The sequence below is a fragment of the Bdellovibrio sp. HCB288 genome (assembly GCF_047305935.1).
GTDB lineage: Bacteria > Bdellovibrionota > Bdellovibrionia > Bdellovibrionales > Bdellovibrionaceae > Bdellovibrio.
In genome coordinates this window covers 1888696-1904408 of the sequence record NZ_CP178619.1, presented here as the reverse complement: position 1 = coordinate 1904408, position 15713 = coordinate 1888696, and the positions used below count along the sequence as shown (strand labels likewise).

Here is a 15713-nt window from a genome sequence, read left to right as displayed (position 1 = left end):
TTTGAATTAGCCTGTTTACAAGGCTTTTTCGAATATTAACAGGATTTATTTGCGATGATGGTAACGTGCCCACGTTGTGGCTTCCAACAACCTCAAGATAAATATTGCGCTCAATGTGGCGTCGATATGGAAAGCTTTAAACCGCAGGCTCAACCATGGTGGCAAACCTTTTTTAAAAATCCCGCTCTGCATGTCGCACTTTTAGTGACAGTGGTCGCAGGTGGTGGTTTTTACATCTATAAAAATAAACAAAGCAATCAAGCGGAAGTCGCCAGCACTTCCCGCCCTGTTGTACGTGTTAACGCTTCCAACAGTTTCCCCCCCCCTCCACCTCCTCCACCCGAAATGGAATTGGCAGTGGCAGGCAGTGCAACGGAAGTTCCCGCTGGATCAGCTGGCACCGGCGCAGACGCGGATGTTGGAAAAATGCTGGCAGCAGCAAAAGGACTTTCTGCCGACAACGCAGCACCCGCGGGCAGCGGCCCTCATGTGACCGTGTTCTATACTGAAGTGAGTCGCCAGTCCTTAAACCGCCTGATTGAATCTGCACGCAACACTGGCCAATTCATGACTTTCACGGACTATTCAGCCGGCATCATCCCTGGCATGGAAAAGCGCATGCAGATGGCGGGCATCAAAGTTTTACACAAAGAAGAACGCCCCGTTGAAGTTGGCAAATCCCTGCAATGGACATACGGCATCAAGAATCGCTCGACTCCTGGAGTTGAGATTGGATTGACAACGTTCATCGAGCTGTCTGAGGTGGACGGTAACAGTCTGCGTGGAAACCTTGAGATCCAAAGAACCTGGCGCGAACCGGCCACAAGTGGTGGTTTTGAAATCCAAAGAAAGTCCTTCCCCGCTATATTTGAGATTGGCGGCGAAAACGGGTTCTTAATGGCCGGTGTTATGCCCACTCAGTCAAATCTTGAAAATGATGACGAACTGACAGCGCTTGATGTATACAAAATTCTGCGCTCTCCTCAATTTAGAGCAGGCGAAAGCGAATTCGTGATCTTCGTCGAATACGACAGCAAATAGTCATTCCCGAAGGCCTTCCACCCGAGTTCGCGTGAAAGGTCCACCATGGCTCAGTTTCAGCAAGAACTAGAACACGCATATGGCCCCCGCGTTCATCTGATCGACAGTCCATTTTTGAATGGTTTGCTGGCAAAGGCCTGCTCTCCTGACTGCTTTCAGCCTGAAATCAACCGCATCGTGGAAGTTTTGTATACGCATTTGATTTCAATCACCGTCAACAATGAGTTTGAGCGTGAAAACTTCACTCAACCCACCCGTATGACCGAGCACCACCCAGACCAGCTTTTGCACAGCAATCGCATCGCCCAATCCCAAAAGGCAGTCAGCGTGAACCTGGCACGCGCCGGAACGTATCCAAGTCATATTTGCTACAACTTCCTGCATTTCGCCCTTCCAGCTATCAACGTTCGTCAGGATCACATCTTTTCAGCACGTATGACAGACAGCAAACACCATGTCACTGGGGCTGAGTTCGGAGGCATGAAAATCGGGGGCGACGTTAAAGATGCCTTCGTGATTTTGCCAGACCCGATGGGGGCCACTGGTAATACGATGGTTCACGCCATCAACCACTATAAGCAGCACATCCCAGGACCAGCTAAAAAATTTATCGCATTGAACCTGATTGTGACTCCGGAGTATTTGAAGAATTTGTTAGGATCACATCCCGAGGTCGTAATCTATGCCTTAAGACTTGACCGTGGGCTGTCCCCTCAGGCAGTTTTAGATGCAAAGCCGGGTCAATTCTGGGATCAAGAGCGCGGCCTGAACGATCAACAATATATCGTTCCCGGCGGCGGCGGTTTCGGCGAGATCATGAATAATTCATTTGTTTAGGAGTCCCCATGACGAATTTAACTTTGAAACCTTATATCTCTGAAGAAAAAATCCAACTCAAAGTTAAAGAGCTGGGTGAAACTCTATCCAAACAATTCAAAAACGAAAAAGTGATCGCGATCTGCGTTTTGAAGGGTTCCTTCATGTTCTACTCTGATCTTATCAGAGCGATCAACGCTGACATCACTTGCGAATTCTTCGGCGTGGCTTCTTACCACGGTGGCACTTCCTCTTCTGGCGAAGTGAAAGTGACTTTGGATCTTGCATCCCCGATTGAAAACCAACACGTGATCCTGGTTGAAGACATCGTGGACACGGGCCTGACAATGAACTACTTGAAAAACTCCATCATGTCGCGCAAACCAAAATCGTTGACGACAATCGCCTTGCTTGAAAAGCCAGAAGCTTTGAAAGTGAAATGCGAAGTGGACCACGTGGGCTTCAAAATCCCGAACGATTTCGTTGTTGGCTACGGCTTGGATTACCAAGGCTACTACCGCAACCTTCCATACATCGCGCAAGTTCAAAACTTCCAGTAGAAGGTACAGACACACTTTCTCCAGCTCTTCGGGGCAAAATAAAAAACCACAGCTACTTAGCTGTGGTTTTTTATTTGAAACTACTGGAGAAAGTGTGTCCGTACCTTTTACATTTTAACAGACAACCCGGCGCTTAGGATCAGGCCCATATTGAACATGTCCTTGCCTGGCAAAACTTCTTCTTTATTTACTTTGCTAAGGCTTTCCTGAAAATCAGCTTGAACGACCAAGCCCATCTTACGAGCGAACTTCCAGTCATACCCCATACCCAATGCCAAGCGAACATCGGTTGAGTTAAAGCTGTCTTTCATATCCTTGGAACCCGTGCCTGAAGTCGTTGCCCCCATAAAGTTTAATGTTGCCGTTACCTCAGTGTCTGCTTCAGTCAGGAAACCGACTACAGCACCACCGCGTGCAAAGAAATGGGATTTGGAAGAGTGTGGCCACGAAAAACGCGCCATCACAGGTACATCAATATAAGTCAGAGTGATATCAATATCAGCCTTCACAACATCATTGGCATTGATACTTAGCTTGCCTCCACGCTGAGAATACAACAAACCTGATTCAAATTGCCACATACCGCGACCGACCAGCACACCGGCTCCGCCTTGCATGCGCGATACAGAGTCCACGCTGGATCCGTTAATGCCTTCAATACCAGCGAAAGTGGAGCTGACATAACCGATTGTGGGTTCCAAGGTCACCATTGGATTTGGAATCGTTTGAGTGGCAAGGACTTCCTGACGTTGCGACATTGTTTGAACGCTACTCATTTCGCTCGCGGCTTGCAATTCGCCAGCAGCATATTGAGGTCTGAATTTTGTTCGTGCCTTTGAGGACTGAGCCTGCGCAGACATTGTGAAACCCAAAATCAAAGCCGCAATAATAAAACTCGCCTTGCTCATAAAAACTCCTTGATGCAGGTCTATAATGCAACGACCAGACCAAGCCCCGTAAAAGTATGAGGTTTGAAATTCAATTAAACTGACTACGACGGTGTTTTCTCAAACTGAGTCAGCCTCCACGACCTCCCCAAACGAGGAAGACAAATATTGTTTTCAGGTGTTAATTCGCAAACACCAAGGAAATCAATGCCATCCGTCACGACTTCTGTAGAGACAATTTGCATTTGGCTATATAGATAGAATTTTATTTGCCCATTGGCAGAATCGAGTTCAGACTTTTCATCAGTGTTTAACATCACAGAAGGATTCCACATGAAAAAAATTATTCTTGCAGCAATCGTATTGGCTTCTACTTCTTCAGCTTTTGCATTCTCTAAAAGCGATCTTTCGAACGGTTCTTACGGAACTGCGGGTTGCGGTTTGGGCGCTTTGGCGTTTGGTAACAAATCAGGTCCAATCCAAATCTTCGCTTCAACTTTGAACGGTACAGGCGTACAAACTTTCGGTATGTCCACTGGTACTTCCAACTGCGGTCCTTCTGTATTCGCAGCAAATGAAACCAAAGCTTTCATCGACAACAACGCTGTTGCTCTTGAAAACGATATCGTTCGTGGCCAAGGTGAGACTTTGATGACTCTTTCCAAAATGATGAACTGCAACTCTGACGTTTTGGGCGTAACTTTGAAAAACAACTACAAAACAATCTACACTGGCGAGCAATCCACTGAGCGCGTTATGGAAACTGCGCAAAAAGTTTGCTCTGTTAAAGGTTAATTTTTTGCTAAGCTGCATAGCTTAAGGTAAATATGAGAGGGGCCTCACGGTCCCTCTTTTATTTTATGAAATTATTAAGTCTTTTGTTCGCTCTTTTTTTCTACCTTCCGTTGCAAGCAGCACAAAGCTTGCCTGACTCCGTTGTGCAAGAAGCACTGAAGCTTAATCTTGACCAGGATCCTCAGTGGCTGAACCTTTTGAATTACCGCCGCGATGATTGGTTTACCAAACAAAGCCAGGCGGATTCTCCTTTGTTCTTTTTTGCAGAGGAAGGCAAACGCTCTCCCCGCATGGAGCTCGAAGCCACCATTCGGGCCATCTTTGATCCTGCCGTCACTCGCAAATCCCCTGAAGGAAACCTGCAGGAGCGAGCACAATGCCTTTTCCCGGGAAGATTTCTGTATCTCACCCGCAAATTGCCGGGGGTTTCATGGCCTCAGGTTTCCTGCCAGAGATTTGAAAATTTTCGCAGCATATTGGATGCACACTCCGCGACTTATGTTTTTTCCTCTTACTACATGAACAATCCGGCCTCAGCCTATGGACACTCTTTTTTACGTCTGAATCGTGGCAGCTCTTCTTTGAATGAAAAGAAATATGAACTGATCGATTTTGGCGTGGGCTTTTCCGGAATCCCCGAGGGGGCAACTCCCTCCAGTTACGCCATCATGGGACTCTTGGGAATGTTCACCGGCCGATTTGAAGTCCTTCCCTACTATTTCAAAGTTCGCGAATACAATAATTTCGAGAGCCGTGATCTGTGGGAGTACGATCTGAATCTTTCCCAGGATGAAGTCGATCTGCTGGTGGCCCACATCTACGAACTTCAACAAGCCCATTTTGACTATTGGTATTTTACCGAAAACTGCTCCTACAGAATTATTGCGGCTCTGGACGCGGTCAGACCATCATTGAAGTTGATTGAAAAAACCAAAAGGGCCGTAATGCCAGGAGATACCATGATCCTGGTTTATTCATCTCCAGGCCTGGTTCAAAAAACCAACTATCGTCCCTCGGGTCGAGCAACTTTTGAAGCACGCTTGAATACTTTGGATGCCCCTGCCAAATCCAAATTCGCTCAATTTATTCAGACTGAAAAAGTCGATGTCCTGCTTAGTGCCAGCGACGAAAAAGAACGTCAGGAGCTATTGGACACGGCGATCGACTATGTCGATTTTCACTATGCCAATGAAGTCCTTAATCAAAAAGGTCAGTTTAAACTAAAAAAAGAAATTCTTATCGCACGTGCTGAAGTGAATCGGGTTTCTCCGGAACTCACCGTCCCCGTGCCCGAGCTGGATGCTCCCCATCGGGCTCACGGCTCCTTCCGCACCAAGGGTGGCTACCTGCACCGCAATCAGCAGGATCTAATGACCATGGGGCATCGCTTCGCTTTACATGATTTACTGGATCCCGTACGTGGCTATCCTGCTTATTCCGAAATGCAGATGATTCAAACTGATTTCAGCTACAACCCCGAAGCGGGTCGCGTGCAGTTTGAAAAGATTGGCTTGATCGAAATTGTATCCCTGTCCAATTGGGAAATATTCAGTCACTTGCCTTCCTGGCGCCTTAAAGTCGGCTGGGATCGTGATTATCAAACAGAATGCGCATATGACTGCCTACCCTTGTCTCTTCAAGGTGGCATTGGCATTTCCAAGGAGCTATTCCAAAGCTTCATCGCCAGCGCTTGGATGCGCGTCGGCCTTGCCCATGACGAACATTTTGTGAATGATAAATTTCGCATGGGTGCAGGACCTGCCGTCTTGATTCGCTATAATTTAAAAGATAGCTTCAGTCTTTTGGGCGAGGCCTGGTATCGCTATGACAATCACGGCAGTCTTGATGAATACCGTGATCTGTTTGCGGGTGCGCAGATTAACTTAGGCAAGGATATCGGTCTTCGCTTGGGGACGAAGAACGATGAAGAATATAAGGCCGAGATTAATTTTTATTACTAACGGCAACTGTCGCCGTGCTTTTCATCGTGGCATTCACTTTTGCGTGGTAATAGCCCAGCGCCATGCAAGTGACCACATACGCTGACAAAAGAATGATTTTACCCTTCATAGTTTCCATTATTGCGCCTCCGCAGATGCCACAGTTTGATTTAATTTAAACGCCAATTTGCCCGGCTTGCCTTTGGAGATACCCATAAGACTTGCCATTGCATTTGCTTTTACTTGTGAACCAGCCTTCGACTTGCGAACCAGGTTCATCGTCTTGTAAAGTTGGCTCGGATTCACCACCGCCAACTGATCCAAAGCCACCAAGGCACGCATCCTCAAAGAGTCTTCTTGAGTTTGATGCAACGACTTGCCTCGTGCGTGAGTTGCAGCCATTGGAGCTTTCACCACTTCAAAAAGAGCATTGTGCGCGGGCATACCTGCCAAACTTAGAAGATATACGGCAACGTCGCGCTCACGGATTTCTGCTTCGGAATTCAGGGCCTTAGCCGCCAAAGACATCAAATCGTTATAGGAAAGACTTGCTACTTGAGATCGAACTTGTTTTTCAAACAAGGCCCAGTCGTTGCGACGCTCGGAAAGACGTTGAACGACTTGATCGATCAGAATCTGATTCATATCGAAACCTGAATCCTGCTTCGCTTTTTTAAGCTTTGGCATCGCAGACTTCAGGGATTCAGAAAAAGGAATTTTGCTGTTTTGTTGCGCAATTAGAATTGCACCAGACAATGGCTCTGAAGGTACCATGGCCGGAGCCTTGGTCTTTTCGGCAACATAAATCAAACCGCCCACTATGGCGATAACGATCATAAATACTATAGGTCCGTGGTTGCGTTCCATAAACGGCTCCTTTCCCACCCTAGATACCTACAACTCCCATACCCGTTCGTACTCGAACCTAGGGGGGCTACGTTTATGGTGCTGTGTACAAATTTTAAACAACGGCGTTAATTGGCGCACAGCACTCGACATAGACCGGAAAAGCACCACCAAGTTACACTGAGTTCAGCGAACGGAGCCTTGTATGCAGCAGTATCACGATCTAATGAAATTTGTTTTAGAGAATGGAACCAAAAAGGAAGACCGTACTGGTACGGGAACTATTTCCACTTTTGGTTATCAGATGCGCTTCAATCTTCAAGAAGGCTTTCCTCTTTTGACGACCAAGAAACTGCACACGCGCTCGATCTTTCATGAACTTTTGTGGTTCTTGAAAGGCGAAACAAACATTCAGTATCTTAAAGACAACAAAGTCACGATCTGGGATGAATGGGCTGACGAAAATGGCAACCTGGGTCCCGTTTATGGAAAACAATGGAGATCCTGGGAAACTGCTGACGGTCGCACGATTGATCAAATCACGAACGTGGTTGAGCAAATCAAAAAGAATCCAGATTCACGCCGTTTGTTGGTTATTGCATTTAATCCTGGCGACGTTGAAAAGATGGCTTTGCCACCATGTCATGCGTTCTTTCAGTTTTACGTGGCGAACGGAAAACTTTCCTGCCAACTATATCAACGAAGTGCTGATATTTTCTTAGGCGTCCCGTTCAACATCGCAAGCTATGCGTTGCTGGTTCATATGATCGCGCAAGTTTGCAACCTTGAGGTTGGTGACTTTGTTCACACTTTGGGTGACGCGCACATTTACTCGAACCACATCGAGCAAGTTCAAACACAACTGGCTCGTGACGAAAGACCCCTGCCGCAGTTGAAATTGAATCCGGCGGTAAAAAATCTTTTTGATTTCACTTACGATGACATCGAAATCGTGGGCTACGATCCGCACCCTGCAATCAAAGCTCCGGTGGCAGTATGATTTTGACCCAGATTGCGGCGTGCTCTGAAAATCGAATTATTGGAACTCAGGGCGGACTCCCGTGGGAGCTTCCTGAAGACATGAAATTTTTCAGAGACACCACCAAGGGTCACATCATGATCATGGGTCGCAAGACTTTTGATTCTTTCAATGGCAAAGCGTTGCCGAATCGCTACCACATCGTGGTGACGCGAGATCCGTCCAAGTACACATTCCCCTTAACTGAAAAAAGTCCGGTTGTCTTCGTTTCCAGTCTGGAAGAGGCTGTCGAGCATGCTCGTCCCCTGACTGCACAATGGGGCGAAGAGGTTTTCATCATCGGTGGTGGAGAGATTTACAAACAGGCTTTTGTTAAGAACCTCACAGATAAAGTGTACTTAACTCTGATCCACCGCGAGTTTCCGGGTGATACACATTATCCTGAAATTGACGAAAGTGTTTTCAAACTCACTGAACGTCGAGACGTTTCACTGCCTATTCCCTTTTCGTTTCTTACATACCTGAAAAAGTAGGGACCAGAATTTGATCTCATAATGAGAATGCAACCTTTTTCCCTTCGGGTTTTCATAGAATGCCCCGAAAATAAGAGTGTGCACTCTAGTTGAGGTGAAGAATGAGCGCTAAACGCTTTAAGACAAAAGAAAACGCAAAGCTCGAGGTCTACGGCCATATCGGAAACTCCGAGGCTAAAATGCGTAATCTGTCTGCGACCGGCGCCTATCTCGAAGTGAACCACGGCGAATACGTCCCAAGAAAAGGGGACCTTCTAAACCTCACCGTCGAACTGAATTCCCTAAAGCGCGTCTACAATGTGGCCGCGGAAGTAATCTGGAGTAATGGATTGGGACTTGGCATATGTTTCATCCATAAAGACGACATCCTGGAAAGAATGATGGCCAAGGCTGGCGTTTTTTAATATAGTTTCCCCTAATGCAACTTCAGGCACAATTTGATCTTAGCAAGCTGAATACCTTGGGTTTAAAATCCACGGCGGAACTCTATACAGAGTTGCATGCTATTTCCGATGTACAAACCCTTCTTAACGACCAAGCTTTAAAGAAAATCACCTGGCGCATTCTGGGTGGCGGCTCCAATCTGGTTCTGCCAGCCAAAGTCGGTGGTTTGACCATTCGCTTGGCCAACAAAGGCCGTTCGCTGATCCACGAAGACAACGAAGCTTGGTACGTCAAAGCCCAAGCCGGAGAAGTCTGGAATGAATTTGTGCATTGGACTCTGGATCAAGGTTACTGGGGCCTTGAGAACCTGTCATTGATTCCAGGTACGGTGGGCGCGGCCCCTATTCAAAACATCGGAGCCTATGGTTCTGAAGTGAAGGACACCCTGTTCGAAGTTACTTGCGTAGACTTAAGCAGCGGCGATCTTAAAACTTTTAGTAATTCAGAATGCCGTTTTTCCTACCGCGATAGTTTCTTCAAGCAGGACGGCGCTGGCAAGTACATCATCTGGGAAGTTACGTTCCGTTTGCCAAAACAAAACAAACTGCACTTGGAATATGGCGACATCCGCAAAGAGCTGGAGCGCCAGGGATTGGAAGTCAATCCTCGCAACATCTCCAAAGTCGTCTGTGAAATCAGATCCAGCAAATTGCCAAATCCGGAAGTTATTGGCAACGCGGGCAGCTTCTTTAAGAATCCGATTGTTCCAGTCCCGGTTCGCGATCAGTTATTGGTGAAGTATCCAACACTGGTCAGCTTCCCTTATGCTGATGGCATGGTGAAGTTGGCAGCGGGCTGGTTGATTGATCAAGCTGGCTGGAAGGGCAAGAGCATCGGCCCTGTGGGAATGTTCGAAAAACAAGCGCTGGTGCTGGTAAATCATGGTGGCGCTGATGCCGATGATGTCTGGACGACCGCGACCCAGGTTTGCGCCGATGTGAAGGCGCAATTTGGTGTGGAATTGGAACCTGAGCCGATTCGCTGGTAGCAGTGACAGAAGCGAAGACTACTCTTCGCTGTCTTCTTCCCCGTCCCCGTCTTTGCAGTAAGAATTCTTTTTATTATAGTACTTGTAGTTGGCTTTGCAGGGATCGTAGTTCGAGATCATCCAATCATCACCTTTCCAAACCTGATCGATAAAGTATCTTTTTGCAGGCTTGATTTTGGCGATGTGGCGATATTTGAAAGTCAGCTGTTTCAAAGCTTCCTCTTTACTTTTACCAGCATAAATCATCTGATAAATCGCAGCCGCCTCACCGGAACGATCCGCACCACCTTGGCAATGAATCAGAATCGGGCGAGGTACCATATCAAAAAGACTGATCAGACGAATCAGATTTTTACGGTGAGGAATTTCCTCTGCGGTCATCGGGATGTTGTAGTGAAGTACGTTCATCGCCTTAGCGACAGACGTTTCCTGCTGCCACCAGAAAGACAAAGGCTCCGCCCCACGAAGATTGATGATCGTTTGGATGCCATGTTTTTTGATATAGCGTTTTAGTTCAAGGCCATCCAATTGAGCGGAACGGTAAAGCTCGCCCTTTTCAACTTCATGAAAATTAGGGCCAAGGATGTCGCTGGCAAATACCGGCGAGAAAACCAATAGGGATAATGCGATAATTAGGATTTTCATAAGTCGTTCTGCTTACCAACACCTGCTCTGCGTCATCCAGAACTATAGGGTCTATTATAAAAACGTCAAAATGTGTTGATTGTCGGGTTCTTAGACAAGCTGTTGCCACTCAAATGAAATATAAGCTAGTTTAACGGGGTTTTAATTTTGCAACAGGGACTCGCCATGAACTCACGTTGGTTGAAAATCATTTTTGCCATTCTTACTATCGTATCTATTTATACTGTGGAGGCCTCGGCTTCCATCTGCGAACCCCCTCGTGGTTCCAAGCTCGCCAGGGATCAAAGAGACAACTGGCGCTCGAACTGCCTGAAGAAAAAGAAGGCAGAGCTGACTCCAAACCAATGCTTGGCCGTGGCTAAATCCATGGAATACTCCAACAACGCCGAGGAAGCTCGCTTGGTTTGTCTTTATGATCTTAAGAAACTAACGCTGAAGGATTGTGCAACAATCGCCAAACAGATGGAATATGCCGACTCCGGAGACGAAACCAAGTGGCATTGCCTTCGCGAGTACAGCTCCACAATCAGTAAAAAGCAATGTGAAACACTGGCCAAATCCATGGCCTACCCACCAAATTCAGACCGAGCTCAATTATTCTGCGAGAATGAGTTGAACTAAGAAAAGGGAGCTGCGGCTCCCTTTTTTATTCCCCCACACCCTCCTTTGTGTCGCAAACATTACAAGCTTTACGCCCCCAAATCGAATTTAAGGGGCTTTTGGACCAGTTTTCCTAGACCTTAGTCCAAAGGATTACACGAATGCAAAAATCCAGACTTGATTGTCGCGTCCAGCAGGACCTATTCTGTCCTCACATTAAGGACTCTCGTCCAAAGGAAAGGGAGAATCATTCAGATGATTCAGTCTACGGAAATGGCAAAAGAAAAAGCGAAGAAAACTAAGATCATTGTTAAGGCGCCTACTCAAGAACGCTCTCGCCAGACAGTATCTACAATTCTAGATGCATGTTCTCGTTTGTTGGTATCTGAAGGTTTTTACTCCATTACTACAGATAAGATAGCCAAAGAAGCTGGAGTCAGCATTGGTTCCCTTTATCAATTCTTTGGAAACAAAGAATCTGTGGTTCAAGCCGTGGTAAAAAATCTGATGGAAGAAGACAAACGCATCATGAGCGAGAAAATGCGTGCGATCTTCCCTCTGCCACCGGAGCAAAGAGTCCGCGCAATGTTGGAAATGGCATTCGAAACTTATCGCAGACAGTACGAACTGCGCGCCAAACTGACTACAATTCAATACTACGTAGCCGACGCTTCTTATATCTCTGAATCCATCCGTTTTTTCCAGGAAACTGTGAAGTACAATCTGCCGCAAATTCCAGGTAAAGACATGGAGAAGATTTCCTATATTATGGTCAACGCGTTCATCGGCATGGCTAATACCATGGCCATTGATAATCCAAACTACATCAACGACCCGACAATCATCAGTGAGATGTCCAAGTTGTTCATGAAGTACCTTGATATTCAAACAGCTGAATAAAAAAAACCCGGTTGAGAAACCGGGTTTTTGTTTTTAAAGGCTGAGAATCTATTTGTCCGAAGCGATCGATCGGCCTTTGTGGGACAAAGAAATCAACGCTACGTTGTACTTGTCCTTAGGCACCGAAATCACCGTCTTCGACGGAATTTTGAATCCTTTTTTGATCACATTGTAAGTCAGATGCGGATTATAAACCTGAGCTTTATCGTGATCCCCATCAAACCACTTCACCAGATCCCGGTACTTAATCGCGACCGGCAATTTCAAATCCTGTGCAGGTAATGGTTTCGACCACAATACCGTGTCGAAGTACTTCTGCGCATTTCTTTCAACTTCCAAAGCCGCCAGGAAGCAGGCATAGAAGTTTCGGGAAGCGAATCCAAAGCTTCTTCGCGACTCCACGTTCTCAATCAAGTGCCCCAATTCGCGGGACTTGTAGGATTTGGTCATCTTGGCAACTCCTGTCGGTCCGTGATTGTAACCCGTCACCGCCAGAGGCCAGGATTGAAGCATATTATAATTGGATTTCAAAAGTTTCGCCGCCGTTCGGGTCGCATCCATTGGATGATTGCGCTTATCCACCGACGAGGAAATCATTCTGAAAGGTCTTGCTGTGTAAGGCATGATCTGCCAAACGCCGCTTGCACCCACTTTAGAGCGGGCCATGATATTAAAGGAGCTTTCCACGTAAACCATACGAACCAGTTCCAGCGGCAACTGTTCCTGGCGGAAAATCTTTTCCATATCTTCAATGTATCTTCCGGAATAGAAAATCGCCTGTTGCATGCGGTCTTTCTGACCCAACTGATAGCGCAGATTCGCCGCCTGCTCTTTATTCAGTTTTTCTTTGGCAATGACGTCTTTCTTTACTTCATCGATTTTCTTCTGTTTTTCACGTTCAGTTTTCAGACCTTTTAAATCAACAATCTTATAAACCTTTTCAACGTTTTCAGAATCATGAAGGATGCCCTGATCAGATGAGTACTTGGAGTACACGTCCACCCAAAATTGCACCTGCTTCTCCATTCCTTTCGGAGTCGCAAAAGCATTTGAATTATAACCCAGGGACTTGCTTTGATTCTTGAAGATCGGTGGACGCCACATGCGCGTTTCAGGCAGAACTCGCGGGACCATATTGGGGAATATATCACTCAGATCCTGCGCCTTTGCTGCAGGAGCCATAAGTGCTGTGACTAAAAGTGAGACGACAAAGTACTTCACGAGAATGATCCCCTTAGTGTTCTCTTCATGGTCAGTTTACCAAACTTTCGAGCAATTTATCAAAATATTGTCGAACCATTGCTTCATCAGTCGAGCCATTATAAATGAAGGAGAACGTAATAACTCTTCCATCCTCCAACCCGGCGTAACCCGCTAAAGATACAACACTATTTAAGTATCCCGTTTTAGCACGTACCCAGCGTTCGGCCTTTGTTCCCTTCATTCTTTTTTTGAGGGTTCCATCTATTCCCGCAATGGGAAGACTTTGAAGAAACTCAGGTTGCACTCTGAAATCGTTGCGCAGGTGCTGCAATACTTTCCACATGGCAAACGATGACATTTTGTTTTCCCGAGTCAAACCTGATGGATTTTCGATGTGAATTTGCTCTTTGGGAATTTGCAAAGACTGAATATGCTCCTGCAAAGTGGTCATACCATCCGCCAACGTCACGCCCTTATCTTTTTTCAGGGTGCCCATGTTTTTCGTCAGCATTTCAGCGACGTAGTTGTTGGAAAACTTATTCATATCCGCAACGATTTGTTCAATCGCCTTGCTGTCAGTTTCCGCAGCCATGGAAGCAGTTTTCGGAGTCTCGCCGGTTTTAACCGCGCCCGTCACTGTCACGCCTCTTTGCGAAAGAAAGTTTTTGAAATTATACCCTGACCAAAGGTCTGGCTGCGTGATGTTCTTGAAAATTGCCAGCTCCTTATTGTTTTTTCCGATGCTGCCACCGATGTGCAACAGATCCCCGTCAAACTTCGGGTCTTCCTTGCGGTCTGCAAGAAGTTTGTTGTCGTTGCCATTCGTGGTTTTCGCCTTCATCACCAGGCGTATGTATTCATTTTCAGGATCCACATACACACGGGCATCATCCCCGGATTTGGCACCGGGACGCACAAAGATATTTACAGAATTCCAGTTGAAGGACATCGCGCCCACTGGTGCATCATAAGCGCGATCCACGCGCGCCTTCTGGCGGCTTTCATCGTAGCGCATTTTATCAAACAGAGTGTCGTCCACAATGATATCACCTTCGACACGCTTGATATCATTTCGCAAAAATGCATTTACCAGGAACCACATGTTTTCGGAAACAAAAGACGGATCGCCTCCGCCCTTCAGGTAAACGTTGCCCTTCAATGTGCCTTTGACAATTTCACCCGTAGTCCAGATGGAAGTTTTGAATTTGTGCCCCGGCGGAAACGTCGCCAGCACTGCGGATCCCGTCACCACTTTTGTGATGGAGGCAGGAATCATCATCTTGGAGCCGTTGTTATCAAGCAGAATTTTAAGGCCGTCACCTTCACCTGTGGTGGCGTAAATACCCACATCAGACAGCTGGACCTTGTACTTCTTTGCCAGATTTTGCATTTCTGATTCAGCAGACTTTGCATCCAAATTCGCATTTGCTGAAAAACTAATCATCAATGCTGTTACTAGAAAAAAATATCGCATACGTCCTCCCTGATGATGCCTAGACAATAGTAGCGATCGAAAAATCAATTCGCAACAAATAGAGCCTCTCTTGGTAGACTGAGGTGCATGAAAAAGCGCGAATGGCTCATTGTTATACTTCCTCTTGTTGCGACCTGGTTGGTCGACCGCGTAACTAAGCTGTGGGCTACGGACATCACTTCAGTGATATCCCACGGCCCACTCCACTTCGTATTGCACCACAATCACGGCGCAATGCTAGGCCTGTTTTCAGATTTGCCATCAGTGCTGCGTATCGTCTCACTTTCCACAGGCGGCGCATTCCTGCTGTGCACTTACGCCTTGATTCAATACCTGTTACCCATCAAATCCCTGACATTGCGCTGTGGTCTTTCGATATTAATCGGCGGGATTCTTGGCAACGTCGCAGACCGAATCATCTGGGGATATGTTGTTGATTTCATTGTTATCGGAACTCCATCCCTGTCCAGCCCGGCATTCAATATCGCCGATGCCCTTCAATGGGTTGGTTATGGTTTGATCGTCTTTGCGATTATCCGCGAAGGTGAATTGTTGTGGCCGGAAAACAACTCGCGCAAACGTTTCTGGGTCAATTTGTCGTTTCAGGTAAAGTACTGCATTCTGATGATGGCCGTGGGTTTAAGTCTTACTCTGATCAGTCTGGTTTTCTCTTACACGTATCTGCGTGTGACCATTCAGGAGCTGGTTGGCAACAACCAATTTCTATTGAATAAGTTTCTGGTGCCTTATGTGATCACCTTCACTATTATCTGCATCGCATTTTGTGCCATTACTTTTGCAGTCGGGAAAGTCCTTTCCCATCGCATTGCCGGCCCTATCTATGCCTTTGAAAGATATGTCTACGGAATCATGAAGGGCGAGTCCATTCCGCCACTTAAAGTGCGTAAAGGCGACGAGTTCAAAGAACTGGAAACCCTGGCAGAAGAAATCAACAAACGCATCAGTACCATGAAATCTGAGCGCACCGTCAACGTCGTTGAATTCAAAGATTAAGGTAGCGCCGAAGGTACGGACACACTTTCTCCAAAATGACAAAGGCCA

The 15713-nt window shown here is 46.5% G+C and carries 18 protein-coding genes; 12 read left to right on the top strand and 6 right to left on the bottom strand.

Annotated features, from left to right (window positions below; genetic code table 11):
- The first annotated feature begins 126 nt into the window (after positions 1-126).
- The 3 genes from ACLVWR_RS09315 to hpt are packed head-to-tail and all read left to right on the top strand — an operon-like array spanning position 127 to position 2417.
- Positions 127-1041: a hypothetical protein gene (locus ACLVWR_RS09315; RefSeq protein WP_413580434.1), complete on the top strand. Its 915-nt coding sequence runs from the start codon at positions 127-129 to the stop codon at positions 1039-1041.
- Between the two features lie 45 nt (positions 1042-1086).
- Positions 1087-1878, top strand: coding sequence for a uracil phosphoribosyltransferase (locus tag ACLVWR_RS09310; protein ID WP_413580433.1), 792 nt, complete (start codon positions 1087-1089; stop codon positions 1876-1878).
- 8 nt (positions 1879-1886) lie between these two features.
- Positions 1887-2417: a hypoxanthine phosphoribosyltransferase gene (gene hpt, locus ACLVWR_RS09305; RefSeq protein WP_413580432.1), complete on the top strand. Its 531-nt coding sequence runs from the start codon at positions 1887-1889 to the stop codon at positions 2415-2417.
- 107 nt (positions 2418-2524) lie between these two features.
- On the opposite strand, the gene ACLVWR_RS09300 is transcribed toward hpt, so the two are convergent.
- Positions 2525-3325, bottom strand: a complete 801-nt coding sequence (locus tag ACLVWR_RS09300) for a porin family protein (protein ID WP_413580431.1) — start codon at positions 3323-3325, stop codon at positions 2525-2527.
- A 312-nt stretch (positions 3326-3637) separates the two neighbouring features.
- Between ACLVWR_RS09300 and ACLVWR_RS09295 the strand changes: the two genes are divergently transcribed.
- Positions 3638-4099, top strand: a complete 462-nt coding sequence (locus tag ACLVWR_RS09295; RefSeq protein WP_413580430.1) for a DUF3015 family protein — start codon at positions 3638-3640, stop codon at positions 4097-4099.
- A gap of 65 nt (positions 4100-4164) precedes the next feature.
- Complete coding sequence (locus tag ACLVWR_RS09290) at positions 4165-6060, top strand: DUF4105 domain-containing protein (RefSeq protein WP_413580429.1); 1896 nt, start codon at positions 4165-4167, stop codon at positions 6058-6060.
- On the opposite strand, the gene ACLVWR_RS09285 is transcribed toward ACLVWR_RS09290, so the two are convergent.
- Positions 6044-6178, bottom strand: a complete 135-nt coding sequence (locus ACLVWR_RS09285) for a hypothetical protein (RefSeq protein ID WP_413580428.1) — start codon at positions 6176-6178, stop codon at positions 6044-6046. The genes ACLVWR_RS09290 and ACLVWR_RS09285 overlap by 17 nt on opposite strands.
- Positions 6178-6906, bottom strand: a complete 729-nt coding sequence (locus ACLVWR_RS09280) for a hypothetical protein (protein ID WP_413580427.1) — start codon at positions 6904-6906, stop codon at positions 6178-6180. The genes ACLVWR_RS09285 and ACLVWR_RS09280 overlap by 1 nt, the downstream gene beginning before the upstream one ends.
- A 184-nt stretch (positions 6907-7090) precedes the next feature.
- Between ACLVWR_RS09280 and ACLVWR_RS09275 the strand changes: the two genes are divergently transcribed.
- The 4 genes from ACLVWR_RS09275 to murB all read left to right on the top strand — a co-directional run bounded on the left by ACLVWR_RS09275 (position 7091) and on the right by murB (position 9829).
- Positions 7091-7885, top strand: coding sequence for a thymidylate synthase (locus ACLVWR_RS09275; RefSeq protein WP_413580426.1), 795 nt, complete (start codon positions 7091-7093; stop codon positions 7883-7885).
- Positions 7882-8397 carry a dihydrofolate reductase gene (locus tag ACLVWR_RS09270; RefSeq protein ID WP_413580425.1) on the top strand — a complete coding sequence of 172 codons (516 nt, stop codon included), beginning with the start codon at positions 7882-7884 and terminating at the stop codon, positions 8395-8397. Before ACLVWR_RS09275 ends, ACLVWR_RS09270 begins: the two co-directional genes overlap by 4 nt.
- A 101-nt stretch (positions 8398-8498) precedes the next feature.
- Entirely contained in the window at positions 8499-8801 is a 303-nt protein-coding gene (locus ACLVWR_RS09265; protein WP_340598805.1) for a PilZ domain-containing protein, read from the top strand.
- 14 nt (positions 8802-8815) lie between these two features.
- Entirely contained in the window at positions 8816-9829 is a 1014-nt protein-coding gene (gene murB / locus ACLVWR_RS09260; RefSeq protein ID WP_413580424.1) for a UDP-N-acetylmuramate dehydrogenase, read from the top strand.
- An 18-nt stretch (positions 9830-9847) separates the two neighbouring features.
- Here murB and ACLVWR_RS09255 read toward each other — a convergent pair whose 3' ends face one another.
- Complete coding sequence (locus ACLVWR_RS09255) at positions 9848-10474, bottom strand: dual specificity protein phosphatase family protein (RefSeq protein ID WP_413580423.1); 627 nt, start codon at positions 10472-10474, stop codon at positions 9848-9850.
- Between the two features lie 165 nt (positions 10475-10639).
- Here ACLVWR_RS09255 and ACLVWR_RS09250 point away from each other — a divergent pair, with 165 nt between their 5' ends.
- Entirely contained in the window at positions 10640-11095 is a 456-nt protein-coding gene (locus tag ACLVWR_RS09250; RefSeq protein WP_413580422.1) for a hypothetical protein, read from the top strand.
- A 234-nt stretch (positions 11096-11329) separates the two neighbouring features.
- Positions 11330-11974: a TetR/AcrR family transcriptional regulator gene (locus ACLVWR_RS09245; RefSeq protein WP_340598800.1), complete on the top strand. Its 645-nt coding sequence runs from the start codon at positions 11330-11332 to the stop codon at positions 11972-11974.
- 48 nt (positions 11975-12022) lie between these two features.
- Here the strand turns inward: ACLVWR_RS09245 and ACLVWR_RS09240 are convergent, their stop codons facing one another.
- Complete coding sequence (locus tag ACLVWR_RS09240; RefSeq protein ID WP_413580421.1) at positions 12023-13195, bottom strand: lytic transglycosylase domain-containing protein; 1173 nt, start codon at positions 13193-13195, stop codon at positions 12023-12025.
- 31 nt (positions 13196-13226) lie between these two features.
- Positions 13227-14651: a D-alanyl-D-alanine carboxypeptidase/D-alanyl-D-alanine-endopeptidase gene (dacB, locus tag ACLVWR_RS09235; protein WP_413580420.1), complete on the bottom strand. Its 1425-nt coding sequence runs from the start codon at positions 14649-14651 to the stop codon at positions 13227-13229.
- A gap of 87 nt (positions 14652-14738) precedes the next feature.
- On the opposite strand from dacB, the gene ACLVWR_RS09230 reads away from it, so the two are divergent.
- Complete coding sequence (locus ACLVWR_RS09230) at positions 14739-15665, top strand: signal peptidase II (protein ID WP_413580419.1); 927 nt, start codon at positions 14739-14741, stop codon at positions 15663-15665.
- Positions 15666-15713 lie beyond the last annotated feature (48 nt).

Excerpts from the sequence above, each read along its gene's own strand:
- ACLVWR_RS09265 (WP_340598805.1), top strand. The coding sequence starts at position 8,499 with ATGAGCGCTAAACGCTTTAAGACAAAAGAAAACGCAAAGCTCGAGGTC.
- ACLVWR_RS09275 (WP_413580426.1), top strand. The coding sequence starts at position 7,091 with ATGCAGCAGTATCACGATCTAATGAAATTTGTTTTAGAGAATGGAACC.
- murB (WP_413580424.1), top strand. The coding sequence starts at position 8,816 with ATGCAACTTCAGGCACAATTTGATCTTAGCAAGCTGAATACCTTGGGT.
- hpt (WP_413580432.1), top strand. The coding sequence starts at position 1,887 with ATGACGAATTTAACTTTGAAACCTTATATCTCTGAAGAAAAAATCCAA.
- ACLVWR_RS09230 (WP_413580419.1), top strand. The coding sequence starts at position 14,739 with ATGAAAAAGCGCGAATGGCTCATTGTTATACTTCCTCTTGTTGCGACC.
- ACLVWR_RS09250 (WP_413580422.1), top strand. The coding sequence starts at position 10,640 with ATGAACTCACGTTGGTTGAAAATCATTTTTGCCATTCTTACTATCGTA.
- ACLVWR_RS09290 (WP_413580429.1), top strand. The coding sequence starts at position 4,165 with ATGAAATTATTAAGTCTTTTGTTCGCTCTTTTTTTCTACCTTCCGTTG.
- ACLVWR_RS09270 (WP_413580425.1), top strand. The coding sequence starts at position 7,882 with ATGATTTTGACCCAGATTGCGGCGTGCTCTGAAAATCGAATTATTGGA.
- ACLVWR_RS09280 (WP_413580427.1), bottom strand. The coding sequence starts at position 6,906 with ATGGAACGCAACCACGGACCTATAGTATTTATGATCGTTATCGCCATA.
- ACLVWR_RS09285 (WP_413580428.1), bottom strand. The coding sequence starts at position 6,178 with ATGGAAACTATGAAGGGTAAAATCATTCTTTTGTCAGCGTATGTGGTC.
- ACLVWR_RS09300 (WP_413580431.1), bottom strand. The coding sequence starts at position 3,325 with ATGAGCAAGGCGAGTTTTATTATTGCGGCTTTGATTTTGGGTTTCACA.
- ACLVWR_RS09245 (WP_340598800.1), top strand. The coding sequence starts at position 11,330 with ATGATTCAGTCTACGGAAATGGCAAAAGAAAAAGCGAAGAAAACTAAG.
- ACLVWR_RS09315 (WP_413580434.1), top strand. The coding sequence starts at position 127 with ATGGAAAGCTTTAAACCGCAGGCTCAACCATGGTGGCAAACCTTTTTT.
- ACLVWR_RS09255 (WP_413580423.1), bottom strand. The coding sequence starts at position 10,474 with ATGAAAATCCTAATTATCGCATTATCCCTATTGGTTTTCTCGCCGGTA.
- ACLVWR_RS09295 (WP_413580430.1), top strand. The coding sequence starts at position 3,638 with ATGAAAAAAATTATTCTTGCAGCAATCGTATTGGCTTCTACTTCTTCA.
- ACLVWR_RS09310 (WP_413580433.1), top strand. The coding sequence starts at position 1,087 with ATGGCTCAGTTTCAGCAAGAACTAGAACACGCATATGGCCCCCGCGTT.
- dacB (WP_413580420.1), bottom strand. The coding sequence starts at position 14,651 with ATGCGATATTTTTTTCTAGTAACAGCATTGATGATTAGTTTTTCAGCA.